Origin of the sequence: Leptospira jelokensis, assembly GCF_004769635.1 — a bacterium.
In the GTDB taxonomy this organism is placed as follows: domain Bacteria; phylum Spirochaetota; class Leptospiria; order Leptospirales; family Leptospiraceae; genus Leptospira_A; species Leptospira_A jelokensis.
In genome coordinates this window covers 20972-40216 of record NZ_RQGH01000033.1, presented here as the reverse complement: position 1 = coordinate 40216, position 19245 = coordinate 20972, and the positions used below count along the sequence as shown (strand labels likewise).

Genomic DNA, 19245 nt, shown 5'->3' with positions numbered 1-19245 from the left:
GAACCTACAATTGAAATAGAGTTGCAGGAATAGGTCCCAACCAAAAACTTATCAAATCGCACCCATGAGCCAAGAAACTGTCCTGTACCAAGAGTTAGAGAAACTCGATCTCAACGAGATCAAAAAAATCGCAAATCTTTGGAACATCCAAAAGATCCCAGGAAAGGACAAAAAATCGACCATTTTGGGTCTCATGGAGATCTTCCAAAACGAATTTTACCTCAAAGGTGTTTTGGAAAAGTTCACTCCACTGCAAGTCAATATCCTCACCTCCATCTTGAAGAACAAAGGGGTGATGACACTCGGAGAAATTTCGAGAAAGGTCAACATCCCACCAATCAACGTGGAGATGGAGTTAAACGTCCTTCGAAAGTATTATCTTTTATACCAAAGAAAAAACCGCGAACGCCTTACTAATAATTTAGATAAATACCATACCTATGATGAATACCAAAAACTCATCAAAGTAGAAACAAACCCTAAGGGTGAAAAGTTTAAGTATTCCATTGAAAAATCCCTTCACAAGGCTACACTTGCGGAACTTCCAGAAGAGTGGAAAGAAGCAGTTGGTGTCAAAAAAGGGGAACACATTGATACCTTTTTAAAACATGCACTTAGTGCAGAGTTCTTACAAAAGATAATCGATGATCTTTCTGACTTCGATAAAGATGTTTTACACCAAATTTACATCCATGGTGGAGTGATTGAAGCTGATACAATCCGTAATTATATCACAGTCAATCGTGGGAAGTTTGAACAAACAATCCCTCACCTAACAGCGCTTCATTTGGTGCGTGATTTGTATTATGTGGAAGACAAATTCATTCGTGTGATTGTCATCCCAAAAGAAATTCTCGACCATCTACAGTTTTCACCGATTTTACCACCTGTCAAAAAAGGAACTCGTGTTCGTCAGGAAAAAATTTCTGCGAACGGCCTCGATTTTTTCTTAAACGTTAAAAAACTGATTTCTTATATTTCCAGAAAAGGATTGAACCTTGCGAAGTCAGGAAAAATCAAACAGGCAGATCATAAAAGAACGGAAACGGAACTATTATCTCCAGATATTGAAATTTTCCCTGAAAAAAGCCAGGTTTATCAAATTGAACTCATTCTTCCCATCTTAAAGCTGTTAGGCTATGTAGACATCAAGGGAGAAAATGTAATTCTCATCCAAGAAACGGATGATTTTCTCAAAAAAGATATTTTTGAAATCATGAAACTTGTGATTCACGAAGTGAATGAAGCAAGGACTCGTAGGCTAAACCCTCCAGAAGTTTTCACTGCAACAGAAGTTCCATTTTATGAAAAAGGAATTTTGGACAAAACAGTAAAACTCATCATGGCACATGGTAAAATCAACACTTCTGTGATTTTTTCTCACATCATCCGTGACCATTTGGTGTTTGCTCCTACCTTCCAAATCAAAACCTATGAAGAGGATTTGGCAGACCTTCGAAAAGAAATCATCTCTGCAATTTTTTACTTACAACTCTTTGGTCTCATTGAAGTGGAATACCCTCAAAGAAATTTGAGTTTATCGGAGCTTGGACTCCATTACTTCAACCACGAACCACTTGTGACTGTGACGGAAAAAGGTGGGATTACCATCAACCCAGACTTTTCCATCATCGCATTCCCGGATCGTGTTTCGTTACATGGGATCCATTTACTCAAGGCGTTTTGTGAACTCAAAGATTATGATCGAGTGTATACCTTTTTACTCACAAAGGACAGTTTCCAATTGGGAATTTTACTTGGGTATGACAAAGAAACTTTCATTCATTTCTTAAGAGAGTCTTCCAAGGCGGAACTTGCCCAAAACTTACTCTTTTTGCTCGATGATTGGGGGAACAATTTACCAATTGTGACCATTACGGAAGATTCTGTTCTCCTCAGAACCAAAGACTCCCAAGTGATGGAACTGCTTCTTGGTCAGATCAAAGGGAAAAAGTTTGTGTTAGAAGAAGTGAGCCCAACGGGTATCATCATTGAAAAGTCAAAAGTGATGGAAGTGATTGCCATTGCCGAAAAACTCAATATGATCATCCGTTTGAATCGTTAGCTCCAAAAACAAATCTCCTGGTAGATTCGTTCTAAATCAGATCCATTTAAAAAAAAAAGACCAACTTTTGTTGGTCTTTTTTATGCTTTCCTGCTTTAAGCGAGGGGGCTATGCAACGAAATGATTATTTTTTTTCGCCAACCGTGAGTTCTGGATCGGTGACTTTGATTTTGCTTTTAAAATCCCATTTCCGAAATGGGGAAACCGCATCCAATCTTTCTTGTGTGACAAAGAACAATCGTTCTCCGTATTTCACAAGCCCACCCTTGTAGTATGCATATTTGGTTTTGTGGTCAACAGTTCCCACTTCTACAACTTTATTCCAATCTTCGCAAGTCTTAAGTGATGGTACCTTTCTCAGATACAACTCCTTAATCGAGTTTTCTTTTACTGCATCGCGAAGTATTTTTTCCCATTCCATATTCGAATAGCCTTTCTATCCTATGCTAAATTTCAATTTCATTTTTCTTTTTATGTGAGTCTAGAGCTCTAGGACTCGTGAAAAATGCGAAAAATAAGAGAAAAAGAGCCAATATCCTCCATGGATAGGGTCCTATGGACAAATAACTTGTTTTCCTTTCTTTGGGAACTGTCATCACATCCAGGTACCCAATTGCCTTTTGAAAGATAGGAAGTTCACCCATCATCTCTCGCCCCCAAGGATCGTATGCCGTTGTCATACCGGAAACTGCAGACCGAATGTATGGCCTACCAGTTTCAATCGCTCTTAATCTGCCAGCTCCTGCATGTTGTTTGGTTTCGGTTACACTTTCAAACCAAGAATCATTCGTGAGGTTGATGATGAGCTCTGACGGGGACTCGTTTACCATTCTTCTCAGAAATTCGGGATACAATACTTCGTAACAAATCAGAGGAGTGAAAACTACCGAGTGTCCTTCTTTGGATGATAGGGAATGAGATAAAAATTCTCCATTTGGGATGTGTTGGCTTGCCTCGGGGAAGATGGTTCGTAGGTAAGGGAATTCAGATTCAAAGGGGAGGTATTCTCCGAACGGCAATAGGATGTGTTTGTACCGCCTATCAGTTTGTAAGGTGATGGGTTTTAATATGCTAAATGAATTTCTGGAACCTCCATCCCAAACAAGTTCATTGAAAAGAAGTGGGGAATTTGATCGTTCGACAAGTGTTTCCGTGATCTCCACAAAACTTTTGCTATAGGTAGACCGAGGATGGTCGGATGTAAGGGTACCTAAAAATGGAATGGATGATTCTGGTAAAACCAAGGCATCAATGGGTTTGGGAGCATTGCGAATGGCTTCTTCTGCGAGGTTATACACATCTTGTATGGCCTTCGTCATGAATCCAAAGTCTTCCCGGATTTCATTTTTCGCATAGGGTGTATTCGGTTGGACCAAAGCTAAGTGAAGTGAGGTAGGGGAAGGGATGGTTTCAGCCAAAAAATAGAGATTGGCACAAAAAATAAAAAAGATGGGTGCCAAATACAAAAACGATTGTTTCCCATCACTTACTCTTTTGTGGACCAAAAGGTAAAGCAAAGCCACTGAGAGGATGGAAACAAAACCCAAGACTTCTACTCCAAACCTGGCGATTTGACGCCAAAGGATTTGGTTGCGAAAGAGATCTCCCCAATAGACAGGGAACACCATTGGACAGAGCCAATCAGAAATGAGGAAGAGAGATGGGAAAATGAATAAATAAAATTTTGTATCGGTGACCAAACGGTATTTGGAGATGAGATACGTTCCGATGAATATGGTTCCTATTTTATAAAAGGAAAAAAATCCATACAGTATAAAGAGTAAGGTTGAAACTAGGATTCCATGTCCGGTGATGTTTTGGATTGCGTTCCCCATCCAATAAAAAGAAGTACAGGTAACAAAAAACGAAAATACAATTGTGTATAAAATTGTTTGGAGAAACTTTTTTTCCCTAATGATCTCTTTTGTAACGAGTAATATAAAAAATAAACACAAAAACCCAGAGGTGGCAAATCCAAAGGGTTCTAATGAGAATGCAAAAAAAATCGCAGCGAATAGAAGATACGCGAATGGAGAACTAATTCCCGGAATTTTTAAGTGTTTTTTCATACTCCAATCTTCTTGTGTATTCTTCTGCAAGTTCTTTACTGCCTAATGTTTTGATACGAAGTTCCATCAATTTTTTTTCTTTTTCAGAATCGGAAAGATTGGGATTGTTTTTGAGATAATTAGATTCTTCTACTTCGAGTTTGGTGATTTTTTCTTCTTCTTCTCTGATTTCTTTTAAGACCTTTTCCATTCGTTCGTTTCCATCTTTTCCAAAGTAACGAATGCGCACCTCTCTTTCCTTTGTTTCTCTATCTGAACTTGAGAGTTTTGAAAGTTCGATTTGTCTAAGGTCCATCTCAGTTTCAAATTTATCATACTGTGGTTCCCTGTTGACAATTGCATTGTAATAAGGGCCAAAGGATTTTTTTCGATAGTCTTCATACAAACGAATTCGTTCGTCTGCTTTTAGGTTTTTGGTTTCATCCAAAAAATTTTTTCTATTGAAACTAAAATCTGCAGTTGCTTCTTCCAATCCAAAAATAAGTTCAGCATCATCTTTTGAAAAATACTTCCTTCGGAGTTGTTTGATTTGTTCATATCTTTCAGCATTTGTATAAGACTTGGAACTTGGATCAAGTTGAACCATTGCTTCTTCATACTTCAAATAATTTGTAAGTAAGTTCAAAAGTTTTTTAGCATCCTCTCCAGAATACTCGTTTTGGATAAACGCTTTGATGTATTCGTGGCATTGTTCGCGTGTGCTACCTTCTGGGCATTGACGCCTTAAATTCCATAATTCAGAGATGAGATTTAGTTCACCTGACTTTGCTTTGGCGATGATTTCATCAAAACGTAAAAATTGACCATCGGGTGAAAAGATAGATTTTGCTGATTCTAAATAAAAGGGATCCACAGAAAACCCATCACTTTGCGTTCGAAAAAAAGATTCCGCTTTGTCATTTGGATTCTCCTCACTTGGGGAACCAAACTCATTGGACTTTGTGAAATGGTACATCCCAAATAGGAAAATAAGAACGATGAGACCGATACTGAGTGGTCGAAGGTATTTTGCATTCATGGAGATTGTAGTGTAGTAAAAGAGACAAATTCTTTCTGGAAACAAAAAAACCCAAGCGATTGCTTGGGTTTTCTAAAAAAATCTTCAGAAGTAGATTATTGGTTCGCCTTCATATTAGAAGCCATGTTCATATAAAATCCTTCCACATCATACCAGAAACTTCCAGAACGAAGTGTGTTCGAAACTTGAAGGTGGTCTACACCTGTTGTTAAAATTCCGTAAGAAGGACCACCTTTCCATGTTCCCCATTTTTGAGAAGAAAGAGGAACGAGGCCATCATTCGTTGCCCCTTGTCCTTGGAAAAGACCACCGGCAGCGCAAGCAGGGTGTAAAATTCCCATAAGAGGGTGTTGGATCAAATCTGGGATGGTGATGTACGAGCCGTAGGAATAATACTTCACTCCAGAACGATTTGGTGTGTAAGAGTTAAAGGAAGACAAACCTTCTTTTGTTAGGGAAGAAAGTGCCGCCAGTGCATTTTGTTGGTTGGTTCCACCATACACAATCTTAACAAGTGTTTCCACAATGCTTGCCACAAACGGTTGGATCCAACCTGGCAGAACTGTTTTGATGATGTCAGCAATCGGAGATCCGTAGTGAGGGGTATTGAGCGTGGTGAGAGTGGCAACGCGAGTGGACAATCCTAAGTTCGATACCATATAACGGCTATCGAGACCACCTTGGGAGTGGCCAAGGATATGGAATTTTCCCGAGTAATTGGTTGCGGCTGCATAGGTTAGGATGGCAGCTTTGAGTTCTTGTGCACGTACTTCGTTGGAGTTGGCAGCCGTTTTGGCAGGAGCATAAACAGTGGCACCTTGGCTTCGGAGGTAGTCGTCCGTCCCACCCCAGTAATTCACAATACTAATGATTCCGCCAGAATTTTCGCCCCAACCGAATAGACCATGGGATAGAATGATCGGGTAGGTTCCCGCAAGTGGTTTAGAAGAAGAACCAGAACTCGCAAGAACTGGGGTTGCCATCATGGCAGTTACAAAAAAGGCCAATAGACTTTTTCGAATCATAAATATTTCACCTCTGAATTTTCTAAGATAAAATTGTGGCAATTTGACTTATATGAGGCAAGAAAATTTTTTTATGACAAATAAAAAAATGGCAAATTAATGTCATAATTGAACATGTTCAAAAAGACCATGATGGATATCGCAATGAATGCTCTCAGTTTGGTTGGAAAACAGAGTGGATAGTGAGATATTTGAACGTGTTCAAAAATTTGAAAACACATCGGATTTGGAAACTCATCTGTTTTTTTAATCGAAAGGGAATGAAAGATGCCACAGACTTTGAAAAGCCAAACCAAAACAAAGGGTTTGAAACAAATTCCCAAAAGGGAAGAGACCAAACAAAAGATTTATCGTACAGCAATGGCACTTTTCCAAAAGGATGGATACGAAAAGACAACGATGCGTAAGATCGCAAAAGAATCAAAACTATCTCTTGGTCTTACCTACTACCACTTTCACTCGAAAGAAGATTTAGTATTAGAGTATTATAAAGGCTCACAAAAAGAATTAAAGAGACTTTGCGAATCCTATTTCAAAACCACAAAAGATTTTAAAACTCGATTTAAGTATACCATCACAACCCAATTGGAACTTTTTTCTGGTCATAAAAAGTTCTTACAAGTGTTAGCAAGGCAAGCTGGGGATCCAAATGATCCTTTATCTCCATTTAGCAAAGAGAGTGAAGGGTTACGCGAGGAAGCAGTTGGAATCATCCGACAAGCCATGGCCACTTCGAATTCCAAACTTCGGGAAGACTTGAGTAAAGTTTTACCAGACCTATTGTGGATGCAACAGATGGGAATTTTATTTTATTGGTTAACGGATCACTCAAAATCATATCATCATACAAAACTGATGATCCATGATTCTCTGGACCTCACTTTTAAACTCATCAAACTTTCCAATTTCCCTTTATTTAAAAATGTAATGGGACCCATTTTTCGGATGGTAAGGTTAGTCAAAACATAAAAAGACTCGAGGCCCAAGGGAAAACTCTACTTGCCAAAAAAGAAAACTTTGGTATTGTTTTGCCCTATGCGTTTGGATCTGAAAACTTCACTTCAATCTATCATTACCCTGCTTTTGGTTTTGACTCTCTTTGCAACAAAAGTAGAATCCAGGGAAACAAAGGTACTCACAACACCCATCACTGATGAAGTGGGGATTTTAGGTGCTGATGAAATCACGAACTTGCAGTCCATTATCTCCGGGATTGAACAAAAAACGGGAGCACAAGTATTCCTTTATATCATCCAAAGTTTGGAGGGAGAATCGTTAGAGGCATATTCCTTTCAAGTAGCGGAACTTTCTAAAATTGGCCAGAAAGGAAGGGACAATGGTGTGCTTGTTTTATTATCTGTTGGTGACAGGAAGGTGAGAATCGAAGTTGGTTATGGTTTGGAAGAAACGTTAACCGATGTTTTGTGCAATCGTATCATCAAAAATATCATGATCCCCGAATTCAAAAAAGGAGATTTACCAAGTGGGGTCCTACTCGGGTATTCCGCAATTGAATCAGTCATCCTGGGGGCAGCAGATTCCAACCCCAACTTACAGTCAGACTATCCCGATGGAATTGGTTATGCCATCTCCAATGAAAATACGGCAAAAAACATAGCAATTGCTACCGGTGTGATTGTGGCAGCGCTCATTGGATTTTTCCTTATGACAGATGGGAAAACATACAAACGAAAACTTTGGTTAGAAGTATCGTATGGATCCGTTGTATTCTTGGGACTATTGTATTTCCTTCCCGATGCCGTATTTTATTATTTCTGCTTAGGTATCCTTGCCCTCAATTTATACTTATTGTATGGCCTTTGGGAATGGTTTTCCTATCCTCTTGCCATCCTATCCCTTCTTTTTTGGATTCCATTTTTGCAATTTAGTTTCCATGCAGATTGGATTGTCCTTCTTTGGGTGATTGGGATCATTGGTGGTATTTTAGTTGTCATTAAGCTTTCGTTAGACGATGTTTTAAAGGAAAGATACAAAACCTTTGCCAAAAAATTAGGATTCACTGCAAGTGAACTTTTTTTCCATACCATTGCCACCTTTAGTTTATGGTTTTCCATCCAATCGTTTTGGAACGAGGAACGTCTCTTTTACATATTGTATTACCAAGGTTTGATCCTTTTTACCATTTATGGGTTTTCCATTTCAGTATTCCAAAAACATGTAATTCGCTATGGCATCGCATTTTTGGTTTGGTTCACGGTAGTGGCACTCATTTATTTTTACCTGCCAACGGATGAAAATTCATCTCCGCCAATGGATTACGATAACCTCTTTCATTCTTTCCGATGGTTTCTTTGTTTGGTGTTAGGTTATGTTCTGGCAAAATCCATCCAAGTGAAATCTTGGAAAACAAGGGTGTTTAAGTATGGATTGGTATCCCTTGTTTGGACATTTGGTTTTTCCATCGAAGAGATCCTTGGTTATAAGGATCACTCTCTTTTTTCAATTTCAACCTTCGTTTTTTCCTATTTTATCATACTACTCTTCCATTTCTTTTATACGGTTTGGGAAGAAAGTGATGGAAGTTCTTATTCTTCCTATTCATCAGGTTCAAGCTCTTCCTCTTCGAGTTATCGAAGTTCTTCTAGTTCCTATAGCGGAAGTTCGAATTCTAGTTCCGGTGGGGGAGGGGGAAGTTTTGGAGGTGGAGGGAGTTCCGGAAGTTGGTAGGCAATCGGAGACGAAGAAAGTAATTTTCTGTTACTGGCCTTGGGAAGTGACTTCCCTTGGGTTCCATTTCGTTTATGTTCCCGCTACGCGTTTGCGGTATCGGATGTAAAAAGGTTCAAAACTAGATTTGTTCCAAAATTGAATGGCTTCTTCGTTTTTTAGGATGGCTCGCAGTTCGATGGAAGGGATGTTTTTTTCCAAACACCACTCGTCTACGTCTTTTAAAAGTTCTGACATATACCCTTTTTTCTTTTTGCCGAGTTTGGTCACGGCTAGGTCAATGAAGAGGCTTCTTTCTTCTTCGAGATGTGGTTTTTCTTCGATCCTTCCGATCACGAGAGAGACAAGTTCCTCTTCTATAAAATACCCACGCATGTACACTTTCCCAGTGCCAATCAGTTTGAAATAGATATCGGTGAATTTGGTTGCAGCCCGTGGTCGGATTCGAAACAAACCATCTAACTCGAGTTCGTTTACCTTTCGGAAAAACTGGTTCACAAGTTCGATGGTTTGGTTTCTATCAGATTCTAGTAAATCGCGGACCAACTAAACCATTCTTTGGATGAGGTAAGATTTGAGTTCTGCGACGGGGATCCTTTCTTGTTTCATGGAATCTCTTTCACGGATGGTGACAGTCCCATCACTCATTGTGTCATAGTCCACAGTGATACAAAATGGGGTCCCAATTTCATCGTGGCGGCGGTACCGTTTTCCAATCGCACCACTCTCATCATAATCCACATACCAATGGTTTCTTAGGTCTGAATAAATTTCTTTGGCTTTGGCATCGAGTCCGTCTTTTTTCATGAGTGGGAAAATCGCCACCTTCATCGGACTCACCCGTTTCCCAAAACGTAATACGGTACGAATGTCGTCTTTTTCTAATTTCTCTTCTTCATACGCATCACATAACACCGCAAGGAACAGTCGATTCAGTCCAAGCGCTGGTTCCACTACATAAGGAAGGTATTTTTTCTTTTGGTCTAGGTCATGGTACTTCAAATCTTCAGAGGAAAATTTTTCGTGTTGGGTGAGGTCATAATCTGTCCTTGATGCCACACCCCAAAGTTCACCCCAACCAAACGGGTATTTGTATTCGATATCACTTGTGGAATCACTGTAAAAAGAAAGTTCTTCTTTTTCATGTTCTCTTACACGTAAGTTTTCTTTTTTTAAACCCACTACATTCACAAGCCAGTCCATGCAGTAATTCACCCAGTACTGAAACCATTCTTTCTGAGTACCAGGTTCGCAGAAAAATTCCATTTCCATTTGTTCAAACTCGCGCGTACGAAAGATGAATTGGCGTGCCATGATTTCGTTACGAAAGGATTTTCCAATTTGTGCGATTCCAAAGGGAACTTTTTTGCGAGCAATTTGGGTGACGTTTTTAAAATTGATAAAGATCCCTTGTGCCGTTTCCGGGCGGAGGTAGATATCAGTGGCACCTTCTTCTGATGCTCCGTGCGAAGTTTTGAACATCAAATTGAATTGGCGGGCATCCGTAAAACTTCCAACCGTTCCGCAGGTAGGGCAAGCATAGGCTTTGTCTCGGATGGTGTTTGTTAATTCTTCTAAACTTTTCCCAGTAGCGGCGCCTTCGCCTTCCTTATCTTCTAAAAACTTATCCACTCTCACACGGGTTTTGCATTTTTTGCAATCCATCAGTGGGTCATTGAAGTTGGAGATGTGGCCAGACGCTTCCCAAACACGTGGGTGGAGTAGAATCGAAGAATCAAGTCCCAAAACATCATCCCGACGGTGGACAAAGTATTCCCACCAAAGTCGTTTTAAATTGTTCAAAACTTCAATTCCGTTCGGGCCATAGTCAAATGTATTGGAGAGGCCTCCGTAAATTTCGGACCCTGGGAAAACAAAGCCTCTTCGTTTGGAGACTGCGACTATGGGTTTGAGCGACTGTTCTTCTTTCTCTTTCGGCTGTGCCATATCCGCCAAATTTTTTGTTTTCCATGAAAATTCAAAGTATTTTCCTTGAGATAAGACTAAAGAATGGATTCCGCAAATTCTCAATACCTCTCTCCCTGGGCAAAAAAATCCTTAACGTTTTTCCTTTGGCTTTCACCCCTTTTCAGTTTGGGTCCTTTTTTCGCCTTTGGTATCCTCTTTGCCTTCCCAAAAGAATTCCGCCTTCGCCTTCGGGCACTTTCCGTCATTGCTGTTTACATCTTAAATTGGATTCTCTTTTACCCTGTGGAACTTTTGCACAGGTCCAGTATGGAAATGGAGGCGATGGTCAATGCATTTTTGGCCGAAGATGGGATCTCATTCCGATTGAAGTTTGGATTTGTGATTGTAACGTTTCTTTTGCTCTTAACCAATTACATCTATAGCCTGCAAAGGAATCGCAAACGGGAATCTGTAAGACTTAACCGCATCCAAAAAGATTTCCCCAACACCCAACTCCGTACGGAAATGCGGATCCGTGATTCCAAGTTTGATACAGTGCTCCTTGTCCTCGTTCTTGCCCTTGTCATCCAATATGCTTTTTTATTCATTACAGAGTCTTTAAACCCTCAAAAGAATTTATCACCTTTAGCACCACTTTATGATGTCCATCAATTTGTTTTTAATTATTCCATATCCGTTTGCATTTTGCTTTTTAGTTTCAATCGGAATAAAGTCCCTTCTTTAGTTGCAAAACCTTATCTACGTTATATGGAAGCAATCCGTATTCGAGAAAATTGGAAACAGGCTGTCAAAACCGAAGGAAAATTTCCTTTGCGTTTGGAACTCCTGATTAAAGAAAAAGCGAAGTTCCGTGATAAAATTTTGCCTGGGTTTGGTCATATCTACGTATATGAATATTGGCGTGGGTTCCCGATTTTATTTTTAACACTTTTATTATACTTATTTTCTGCGGTTTGGGTGTTTTCTTACATTAGTCCAATTTTTGGAATCCAATTCCTTGCCGGGTTTGGTTTAAAACCAGGAATTCCTGATAAAAACTTTTTTATCTCTTCACAAAACATTGCTTATGCGGTTTTTTCTGTTGCGGCGCTCGTAGGTTTGTATGTTTATTCTTTATCCATTTTAGAGAAGTCATTTAGTTTAGAAAACCTCGGCATCAAAAAAGACAAAGATGGAGAAGTGGAACCTTTTTTCACTCCAGGTTTACGTAAAGGTTTTCGTAATGTTTTACCATTATCTTTATTATTCCATTTGGTTTTACTCTGTTTGGTATTTCTCATTCCTATCAGTTTGCAACGAGGCAAAAAAAAGGAACAGTCGGCGCAGAAAAATGACCACTTCCGTCCCGAGAAAATGGAATTCTATTTCATCGATCCCAATGTCCCCGATGATACCCAAGGTTTGAATGGTGGTGTCATTACAGGAAACGAAACAGAGAATAAAGAGAAAGGTGAAAAAATCTCCAATGAAAAGGTGGCCGATAATGGACCTGTCAAAGGAACCATTAAAAAAATCCGAGGAAAAAAAGTACCACCAACTTACTCGAATTATATATCAGCCAAAATGCGAATCCCCGAAAGTTATATGGACTATTGGGCAAAAGCTCCCCATCCGTATTCAAGCGTTGTTGCATATACCATCACACAAGATGGAGATGTGATTGATGTTGAACTTGTGGAAGCTTCTGATTATCCGGACCAAGATTTAAGAACCTTACAACTCGTTGAAAGTTTAGGTCCACTCATGCCACCTCCTGGCACAAAAAACGACATTAGAGTCACGGAATTATTTTGGAACGGTCCCATTGATCCTGAATTTGTTCCTACCCCCTTACAAAAAGAAATGATCAACTTATTTGACGGCCGTTATATGGAAGAGATACCTGAATGAAAGAAATGGGAACCTTTGATTATTTGATTGGGGCCGCTACTGTACTTCCATGGGCAGTCGTGATTTGGAAAGCCTACAAACCAAAAAAAGGATGGCAAGAAGTTGTCGGTATCCTTCTAGCCTTAGTATTTGGATGGCTTTCTACTGATTTGATCTTAAGACTCCATCCTATCCTTTGGCCCGAAACAGATTTTTCACCTAAAAAGAAAGATAGTTTACTCACACAAACGGCTCATTTGGCATTTATCCAAGCAGGAATCACGGAAGAAACATTCAAAATATTTTTCATTATGTTCCTTTCCTTCCTTTTTGGTTATGATCGAAAAGAAAAAAAGTTTTCACCTAATGTAGTGTTATTTGGTGGTTTCGTGGCAATGGGATTTTCTTTTATTGAAAATACACATTATATTTTCCGTGAGCCTGATGAAAAAAAATTAAATCTTTTTATCGCAAGGACCATTCATTCATCAAATATCCATTTGTTAATCAATTTGTGTTTTTCCCTTTTTGTTTTAAAGAGTAATGAAAAATTGAATATGAATGCGAAAACATCCACCATCATTTTTGGTTTCGTTTTGGCAGTTTTGCAACATGGAGTGGTTGATTTTTTACTGATCCCTGGCGCTACCATCGGACTTTGGATTTCCACAGCCATGTTTGTAGGCATTTGGGTTTGGGTCGTAACGGATTGGCGAGTTTATGTTGTGGGTAAAAAAAATATTCCGAATCTAAATCTAAGCCAACCTATTGGGATTGATTGAATATGAAAAAATGGATATCCATCGTTGTTTTTCTTTTCCTCGGTTCTATTTTTTCGATCCAAACATACCAATCCAATCCAGTAAAACCATCGAACAGCAAATGTTCCTATTTCCGAACTGGGATTTTTGATAATCGATGTGAATCGGGTCATAATTCGCGTTTCAAACGATTCCCTACCTACCAAGTACAGGAATACAATTCTCTATTCATCAAAGAAAAAATTGTTTGGACAGGTCCTTGTTCTTATACAGTCACATTGCTTGAAACGAATGATCCAGATATTTCAGATTTTATTGGGGACTTTATCAAAGTGAAGATGGTGAATGTTGAGAAAAACAAATACAAAACCATTGAACAGGGAAGTTCCGGTAAAACATCCTCTTGCGTAGAAACTAAAATTGGAGAAATTCCAACGAACAGCTAAATCTTAATGAGTTGATAAAAAGACTCTGATCCCGGCTTCCGAATATTCTTCCCAATCGGTTTGGAAGGTTCTGATTTTTGGAATTTCAGGGTGATTCCATATTTCGGCCCAAAATTTAGGAACCACTTCTTCTGGTGGCCCTGGTTGGATGGCAAAGTAACGCCCGTTTTGTGGTTGGATGTGGAAAATTTCCATTCCAGGTAGTGGTTTTGCATTTGGTTCTACTGCATAACCTAACAAGAAGTCGTACGCTCCATTTTCATCGGATTCATAGGAAGAATACACTGCAAAAAGAGGATCAAATTTCCTAAGTGATTCCATTTTCTTAGGTATGTCGTCTTTGTAGAATTTTGAATAAATGGAAGGGATTTTGACATCAGCATCACCAGGTGCGTTCGAAGTCCTCACTCGAAGCCCCATTACCGAAAAACTTTCTGTTTGCACAAGTGGTTCTGCCAATTCCGCCATACAGAAAGATTTTCATTTTTCCTAAAAAAAGCAATCTTTTCTTCTTTATCGGTTTGACTTCCTATGTCCTTCCGTACACATGGTAATTACTCCTGGTGATTATGGAGAGAAGGCCATACCCGTTCCCATTCCGAACACGGAAGTCAAGCTTCTCATCGCCGATGGTACTATTGGGTTCGCTCAATGGGAGAGTAGGACATTGCCGGGTTAGTCATTATCGATTGTGAGGGCGTTCATGTAGGTGAGCGCCTTTTTTATTTTTTGGGCGTAGTTTGGTCCGGCTAATGTCCGCGACTCGCTGTAGCGGTCGCTGCCTCAATAAAAGAGCAAGGTGTCTTGCTCTTTTATTTCCGGCATGATTGCCGGGTGGAAACTTTTCTATCCGTCGTAGGAATCCCTTATGCTATACCAAATCAAAAAATGGATTCGTAGTCTAAGCATGTGGAGGATCGATCCATTGTGAAGAGAAAACTTATCTTTGTTTCTTTCCTGTTTCTAATCGTTTGCTCCATTTACCAAATGTTTGATTTGGGTTTGATCTGGTTTGTTTATCCGTCACAGGAACAGTATCCCATAAAAGGTATCGATGTTTCAAACCACCAAGGGAAAATCGATTGGAGTTTGGTTCCAAAAAACGAAATTTCATTTGTCTATGTAAAAGCTACAGAAGGGGGAGATTTTAAAGACAAATCATTTCTATCCAATTGGAGTGAAGCAAAGAAAGAAGGTTTTAAAGTTGGCGCCTACCATTTTTTCACCTTATGCAAACCAGGGATCGAACAAGCAAAAAATTTCATTGAGACAGTACCATTCGATTCATTATCTCTCGCACCCGTTGTTGATCTCGAATTTGAAGGCAATTGCAAAGAACGACCAAATTTGGAAAATGTTCAAAATGAAATCCAAACTTTTTTAGATCATGTTGATTCTCATTTCAAAAAGAAAACGATACTCTATTTAACAAACGAGTTTATCAGTAAATATTTGGGTGATCATTTTTTTAACCATCCGATCTGGATTCGCAATATTTTTACTCATCCCAATACCTTTTCGTCGATAGACTGGGTCATTTGGCAGTATAAAAATAGGGAACGAGTGAACGGAATCCAAGGTCCAGTTGATATCAATGTAATGAATGGTAATTTAGAATCCATTCTCAGATGAATTGCATAGATTTTTACTTTTCTGAATCAGGAAAGAACGAATTCCGAAATTTCATTTCATTTGAGGGGCATTCATTTTTTCTTTGAATCATCCCCAATCTACCGTAGAACTAACAGTTGTTTTAAACAATTGGATGATATCCATCCCATTCGGTAGTAATAAGTGACCTTCGATGGCAAGAGAAGAAATGCCATGGACAGTTGCCCAAGCCCCAAGTGCCCTTGCATGTGCTAATTCTTTACTTACTTTTTCTGTCGCGAAGGCAGTATACAACAAACGAAAAGGACGTTGTGAACTTAAAGAAATCTCACTTTTGGGATTTTCAAAAGATGTTTTCTGATTTAAATTGATTTGGCTCATCATCAAGCGGTATAAGTTTGGATTTGCTATGGCAAACAAGATGTATTCGACTCCGTAATGGTATGCTAACATACGACCACGCACCTTTGATTGAAGTTTCTGAACCTTCAACATATTGTTTGTTAGATCATCGTATCCAGAGGCTGCCACTGCTTCCAATAGCTCTTGTTTCCCTTTGAAATGTGCATAGGGGGCCATGTGGGTAACACCAATGGCGGAAGCGATCCCTCTTAAAGAAAGGGAATCTGCATCTTGGTCTTTTAAAAAATCGCGAGCTGCCTGGATTAGAGTAGGACGAAGGTCTCCATGGTGGTAGGGGTTTGTTTGTTTTTGTTGGATTTGTTTTTTCCCAGCCATTACAACCTAGTAGGCCTTTCACAAAGACAGGTAAAGTCTTTTAGGCATCAGTTCAGAGAGTTTCAAACCAATCGGGACGAAATACCCCGCCTTCCCTCTACTTAGGCAAATTTTATAAAAAAGAAGGGAAAAAAACAATTGAAATCTTTACACTGTAAAGATTGGTTGTCACCAAGAGGGAAAACCTTGAAGGGAGAAAAAAATGTCCCACTATGATACAGTCGTAATTGGTGCAGGGAACGCTGGTTTAATGGCAGCCACTCGATTGCAACGGGAAGGTCTAAAAACCTTATTGGTTGAGAGGCATAATGTCCCTGGAGGTTGTGCTACCTCGTTTGTCCGCGGGGATTTTGAATTTGAAGTTGCCCTCCACCAACTCAGTGGTGTGGGAACAGAATCAGAGCCATTCATAATGCGACGTGTTTTTGAAGAGTTAGGTGTTCTTGATCAAATTGAACTTGTGCAGGAAGAAGAACTGTATCGGATCATCATGCCAGGCAAGTTAGATGTGACTTTGCCCGCCGATTGGATAGAATTACAAATTCATCTAAAAACTCTTTTTCCAAATGAAAAAGAAGCAATTGATACGTTTTTTAAACTAAGCGAAGCAGTTGTGAATGAATATTATTTTGTATTGCCCCGAGTTAGGTTATCGAACGACGAAGAAAAAATTCGAACCAAGTGCCCAAATTTTTCAGCGTATGGACTTCGTACGACAACGGATGTTTTAAACGAATTTTTTTCTACAGAGGATTTAATTAATGTGATCACTCCTTATTGGAGTTATGTGGGAATTCCGACATCTGAATTGGTATTTGCTGAATTTATAGGGATGTTATACTTTTACTGTGTGCATAAACCTTGGCATTTGAAGGGAGGATCCCAAATGTTATCAACCGCACTTCTCTCTTCATTTGAAAAAGCAGGTGGAGAAGTGCGATTTAATTGTGCAGCAGAAAAAATTCTCACAAAAGAAGGAGTTGTGCGAGGTGTCATACTTGAAACGGGGGAAACTGTTACATGTGATGCTGTTGTTTCGAATGTGAGTCCTCTCATCACCTATCACGAAATGTTAGATTTAGAAACTCCACCTCCATCCATTCTCAAAGATTTTAAGTCAAGACGGATGGGTGTTTCTGCAGTTTGTTTGTATTTGGGTTTGGACTGTTCTCCTGAAGAGTTAGGATTCAAAACTGCTTCCACGTTTGTAATGACGACTTCTAATGCAGATGTCACTGAAAATCGAATGTATACTTTGGATGCACCAGATTGGGGTATGGTTACTTGTTATAATTTCATTGATGAAGAACTTGCACCAAAAGGAAAATCTGTTGTCACCCTAGTTGCTTTACAATACGGAGAAGCTTGGAATCAAGTCCCGGCAGAAGAATATTTTGCCACAAAATATGAGTTTGGTCATAAATTGATTACTCTAATTGAAAAAGCTTATCCTAAAATCAGAGAACATATTGAGAAAGCGGAAGTTGCTACTCCGATGACGATGATGCGATATTTAAACACTCCTGGTGGTGCAATTTATGGATTCAAACAAATCTTACAAGATGGCCACCTCCTTCGTGATTCGTTGGATGAAATTGAAGGTTTATATTCTTCTAGTAGTTGGACAAGTATGGGTGGGTTCCAACCTACCTATCTGAATGGATACTTCACCGCGCGTAAGGTAATGAAACAACTGCGTCGAAAAACAAAACCAACCGTCTCGGTTTAGAGCGAAGTGGGTTCTCCATTTCCCTCTCACAATCGATCTTAGAAATTAAAGGAAATTAGTATGTTAGATAACAACCAAACTTCCAAAACTAATATTTTAAACTCTGTTGTGGGATACAGTGATGCGGTCTTAAAAAAAGAGGATTTAGAAAAAAATGGAACCAATTTTAGTGAAGCAAAAGGTTTTGTCAAAGAAACCATTGGCAAACTCCATCCAAAACGAATTCAATTACGTGTAGAGAGTATTCGAATTGATACTGCTTCCACAAAAACATTGGTAATGGTCCCCGTTCATGGAAAAAATTTACCTCCTTTCCAAGCGGGTCAGTATATCAATTTGTTTGTCTCGATTGGTGGAGTGTTAACAGCTAGACCTTATTCTATTTCCTCTTCACCCAAAAACTTAAAATCCTATGAGTTGACCATCAAACGAAAAGAAGATGGATTTGTGAGTCCCTATTTATTGGATGAGATCAAGGTTGGTCAACAACTGGAATCCTCTGGTCCAATGGGTTCTTTCCATCATAACCCTTTATTCCATGGATATGATTTAGTTTTCTTTGCTGGTGGATCAGGCATCGCTCCCGCTATCAGTATGTTAAAGTCATTTTTAGGTTCACCAGAGCCATTTCGTTTTCATATCATTTATTCAAATAGTTATGAACATGATGTTATCTTTATCGATGAACTGCGAAAACTCGCCTCAGATCACGATAACTTTACTTTAACTGAATTTTTAACGAGGGAAGTTAGCCCTACTTATAAGGGGTATCGTGGTCGTTTGGATAAATCCATCTTACAAACGTTATTACAAAATCCTTTAGCGAAGATGTATTATGTTTGTGGCCCAACACCTTTTAATTTACATTGTGCGAATCTCCTTTTGTCACTAGGCGTGAAATTCAGTCGTGTCTTAATTGAAAGTAACGGTCCACCACCAAATCCGGAACTTATGGATGGTTGGCCAGATTCACTTCACCCTACAAAGGAAGTGAATGTCAAACTGGGAGATCATTTTTCATTCCAAACAAAAGTAGGGGAACCCCTTCTCAATAGCCTAGAACGCAACGGCATCTTCAAAGAAAATGCATGTCGATCTGGTGAATGCAGTTTATGCCGTGTGAAATTAAAAACGGGAAAGGTATTTAGCCCCGAAGAAGCCAAAATCAGAAAGTCTGATAGGAAGTTTGGTTGGATCCATTCCTGTGTGGCTTTCCCGATCACTGATGTTGAAATCCAACTTTAAACAAAATTTGGAACAAGGGAAGGTTGTCCTTCGGTGGACCCATCATCAAAGA

General features: G+C 39.3%; 17 protein-coding genes and 1 rRNA gene. 10 read left to right on the top strand and 8 right to left on the bottom strand.

What is annotated here, in order from left to right; genetic code table 11:
* Positions 1-64 precede the first annotated feature (64 nt).
* Entirely contained in the window at positions 65-2065 is a 2001-nt protein-coding gene (locus EHQ62_RS15660; RefSeq protein WP_135644562.1) for a helicase, read from the top strand.
* Between the two features lie 124 nt (positions 2066-2189).
* Here EHQ62_RS15660 and EHQ62_RS15655 read toward each other — a convergent pair whose 3' ends face one another.
* From EHQ62_RS15655 to EHQ62_RS15640, 4 genes are all read right to left on the bottom strand, one after another.
* A complete protein-coding gene (locus EHQ62_RS15655; protein ID WP_015676730.1) occupies positions 2190-2486 on the bottom strand; it encodes a hypothetical protein in 297 nt (98 codons plus the stop codon).
* Positions 2487-2511: 25 nt separating this feature from the next.
* Complete coding sequence (gene lnt, locus EHQ62_RS15650; RefSeq protein ID WP_135644560.1) at positions 2512-4134, bottom strand: apolipoprotein N-acyltransferase; 1623 nt, start codon at positions 4132-4134, stop codon at positions 2512-2514.
* Positions 4103-5152 carry a lipase secretion chaperone gene (locus EHQ62_RS15645; RefSeq protein ID WP_135644558.1) on the bottom strand — a complete coding sequence of 350 codons (1050 nt, stop codon included), beginning with the start codon at positions 5150-5152 and terminating at the stop codon, positions 4103-4105. Before EHQ62_RS15645 ends, lnt begins: the two co-directional genes overlap by 32 nt.
* Before the next feature lie 95 nt (positions 5153-5247).
* On the bottom strand, positions 5248-6177 hold the full coding sequence (locus EHQ62_RS15640) for an esterase/lipase family protein (RefSeq protein ID WP_135644556.1): 930 nt from the start codon (positions 6175-6177) through the stop codon (positions 5248-5250).
* Between the two features lie 267 nt (positions 6178-6444).
* Between EHQ62_RS15640 and EHQ62_RS15635 the strand changes: the two genes are divergently transcribed.
* Positions 6445-7146, top strand: a complete 702-nt coding sequence (locus tag EHQ62_RS15635) for a TetR/AcrR family transcriptional regulator (protein ID WP_135644554.1) — start codon at positions 6445-6447, stop codon at positions 7144-7146.
* 30 nt (positions 7147-7176) lie between these two features.
* The gene (locus EHQ62_RS15630; protein WP_135644552.1) at positions 7177-8865 is read left to right on the top strand and encodes a TPM domain-containing protein; all 1689 of its coding nucleotides are present in this window, start codon (positions 7177-7179) and stop codon (positions 8863-8865) included.
* Between the two features lie 72 nt (positions 8866-8937).
* On the opposite strand, the gene EHQ62_RS15625 is transcribed toward EHQ62_RS15630, so the two are convergent.
* Together EHQ62_RS15625 and EHQ62_RS15620 are read right to left on the bottom strand one after the other, a co-directional pair.
* Positions 8938-9411 carry a GNAT family N-acetyltransferase gene (locus tag EHQ62_RS15625; RefSeq protein WP_135644550.1) on the bottom strand — a complete coding sequence of 158 codons (474 nt, stop codon included), beginning with the start codon at positions 9409-9411 and terminating at the stop codon, positions 8938-8940.
* Positions 9412-10812: a glycine--tRNA ligase gene (locus EHQ62_RS15620; protein ID WP_167482889.1), complete on the bottom strand. Its 1401-nt coding sequence runs from the start codon at positions 10810-10812 to the stop codon at positions 9412-9414.
* A gap of 63 nt (positions 10813-10875) precedes the next feature.
* Here EHQ62_RS15620 and EHQ62_RS15615 point away from each other — a divergent pair, with 63 nt between their 5' ends.
* From EHQ62_RS15615 to EHQ62_RS15605, 3 genes are read left to right on the top strand one after another with little or no spacing between them, the layout of a single operon-like run.
* Positions 10876-12684, top strand: coding sequence for an energy transducer TonB family protein (locus EHQ62_RS15615; protein ID WP_135644546.1), 1809 nt, complete (start codon positions 10876-10878; stop codon positions 12682-12684).
* Complete coding sequence (locus EHQ62_RS15610; RefSeq protein WP_135644544.1) at positions 12681-13445, top strand: PrsW family glutamic-type intramembrane protease; 765 nt, start codon at positions 12681-12683, stop codon at positions 13443-13445. Before EHQ62_RS15615 ends, EHQ62_RS15610 begins: the two co-directional genes overlap by 4 nt.
* 2 nt (positions 13446-13447) lie before the next feature.
* A complete protein-coding gene (locus EHQ62_RS15605; protein ID WP_135644542.1) occupies positions 13448-13870 on the top strand; it encodes a hypothetical protein in 423 nt (140 codons plus the stop codon).
* A 3-nt stretch (positions 13871-13873) separates the two neighbouring features.
* On the opposite strand, the gene EHQ62_RS15600 is transcribed toward EHQ62_RS15605, so the two are convergent.
* Positions 13874-14338 (bottom strand): GyrI-like domain-containing protein, encoded by a 465-nt coding sequence (locus EHQ62_RS15600; protein ID WP_135644540.1) that lies wholly within the window; start codon positions 14336-14338, stop codon positions 13874-13876.
* A gap of 91 nt (positions 14339-14429) precedes the next feature.
* Here EHQ62_RS15600 and rrf point away from each other — a divergent pair.
* Positions 14430-14546 (top strand): 5S ribosomal RNA (rrf, locus tag EHQ62_RS15595).
* 251 nt (positions 14547-14797) lie between these two features.
* Positions 14798-15502, top strand: a complete 705-nt coding sequence (locus EHQ62_RS15590) for a glycoside hydrolase family 25 protein (protein ID WP_135644538.1) — start codon at positions 14798-14800, stop codon at positions 15500-15502.
* Positions 15503-15589: 87 nt separating this feature from the next.
* Here EHQ62_RS15590 and EHQ62_RS15585 read toward each other — a convergent pair whose 3' ends face one another.
* Entirely contained in the window at positions 15590-16219 is a 630-nt protein-coding gene (locus tag EHQ62_RS15585; RefSeq protein WP_135644536.1) for a TetR/AcrR family transcriptional regulator, read from the bottom strand.
* Between the two features lie 202 nt (positions 16220-16421).
* Between EHQ62_RS15585 and EHQ62_RS15580 the strand changes: the two genes are divergently transcribed.
* Positions 16422-17948 (top strand): phytoene desaturase family protein, encoded by a 1527-nt coding sequence (locus EHQ62_RS15580; RefSeq protein ID WP_135644534.1) that lies wholly within the window; start codon positions 16422-16424, stop codon positions 17946-17948.
* A 60-nt stretch (positions 17949-18008) separates the two neighbouring features.
* Entirely contained in the window at positions 18009-19193 is a 1185-nt protein-coding gene (locus EHQ62_RS15575; protein WP_135644532.1) for an FAD-binding oxidoreductase, read from the top strand.
* The last annotated feature ends 52 nt before the right edge of the window (positions 19194-19245 follow it).

Excerpts from the sequence above, each read along its gene's own strand:
- EHQ62_RS15640 (WP_135644556.1), bottom strand. The coding sequence starts at position 6,177 with ATGATTCGAAAAAGTCTATTGGCCTTTTTTGTAACTGCCATGATGGCA.
- EHQ62_RS15660 (WP_135644562.1), top strand. The coding sequence starts at position 65 with ATGAGCCAAGAAACTGTCCTGTACCAAGAGTTAGAGAAACTCGATCTC.
- EHQ62_RS15635 (WP_135644554.1), top strand. The coding sequence starts at position 6,445 with ATGCCACAGACTTTGAAAAGCCAAACCAAAACAAAGGGTTTGAAACAA.
- lnt (WP_135644560.1), bottom strand. The coding sequence starts at position 4,134 with ATGAAAAAACACTTAAAAATTCCGGGAATTAGTTCTCCATTCGCGTAT.
- EHQ62_RS15655 (WP_015676730.1), bottom strand. The coding sequence starts at position 2,486 with ATGGAATGGGAAAAAATACTTCGCGATGCAGTAAAAGAAAACTCGATT.
- EHQ62_RS15575 (WP_135644532.1), top strand. The coding sequence starts at position 18,009 with ATGTTAGATAACAACCAAACTTCCAAAACTAATATTTTAAACTCTGTT.
- EHQ62_RS15600 (WP_135644540.1), bottom strand. The coding sequence starts at position 14,338 with ATGGCGGAATTGGCAGAACCACTTGTGCAAACAGAAAGTTTTTCGGTA.
- EHQ62_RS15585 (WP_135644536.1), bottom strand. The coding sequence starts at position 16,219 with ATGGCTGGGAAAAAACAAATCCAACAAAAACAAACAAACCCCTACCAC.
- EHQ62_RS15610 (WP_135644544.1), top strand. The coding sequence starts at position 12,681 with ATGAAAGAAATGGGAACCTTTGATTATTTGATTGGGGCCGCTACTGTA.
- EHQ62_RS15605 (WP_135644542.1), top strand. The coding sequence starts at position 13,448 with ATGAAAAAATGGATATCCATCGTTGTTTTTCTTTTCCTCGGTTCTATT.
- EHQ62_RS15645 (WP_135644558.1), bottom strand. The coding sequence starts at position 5,152 with ATGAATGCAAAATACCTTCGACCACTCAGTATCGGTCTCATCGTTCTT.
- EHQ62_RS15615 (WP_135644546.1), top strand. The coding sequence starts at position 10,876 with ATGGATTCCGCAAATTCTCAATACCTCTCTCCCTGGGCAAAAAAATCC.
- EHQ62_RS15620 (WP_167482889.1), bottom strand. The coding sequence starts at position 10,812 with ATGGCACAGCCGAAAGAGAAAGAAGAACAGTCGCTCAAACCCATAGTC.
- EHQ62_RS15580 (WP_135644534.1), top strand. The coding sequence starts at position 16,422 with ATGTCCCACTATGATACAGTCGTAATTGGTGCAGGGAACGCTGGTTTA.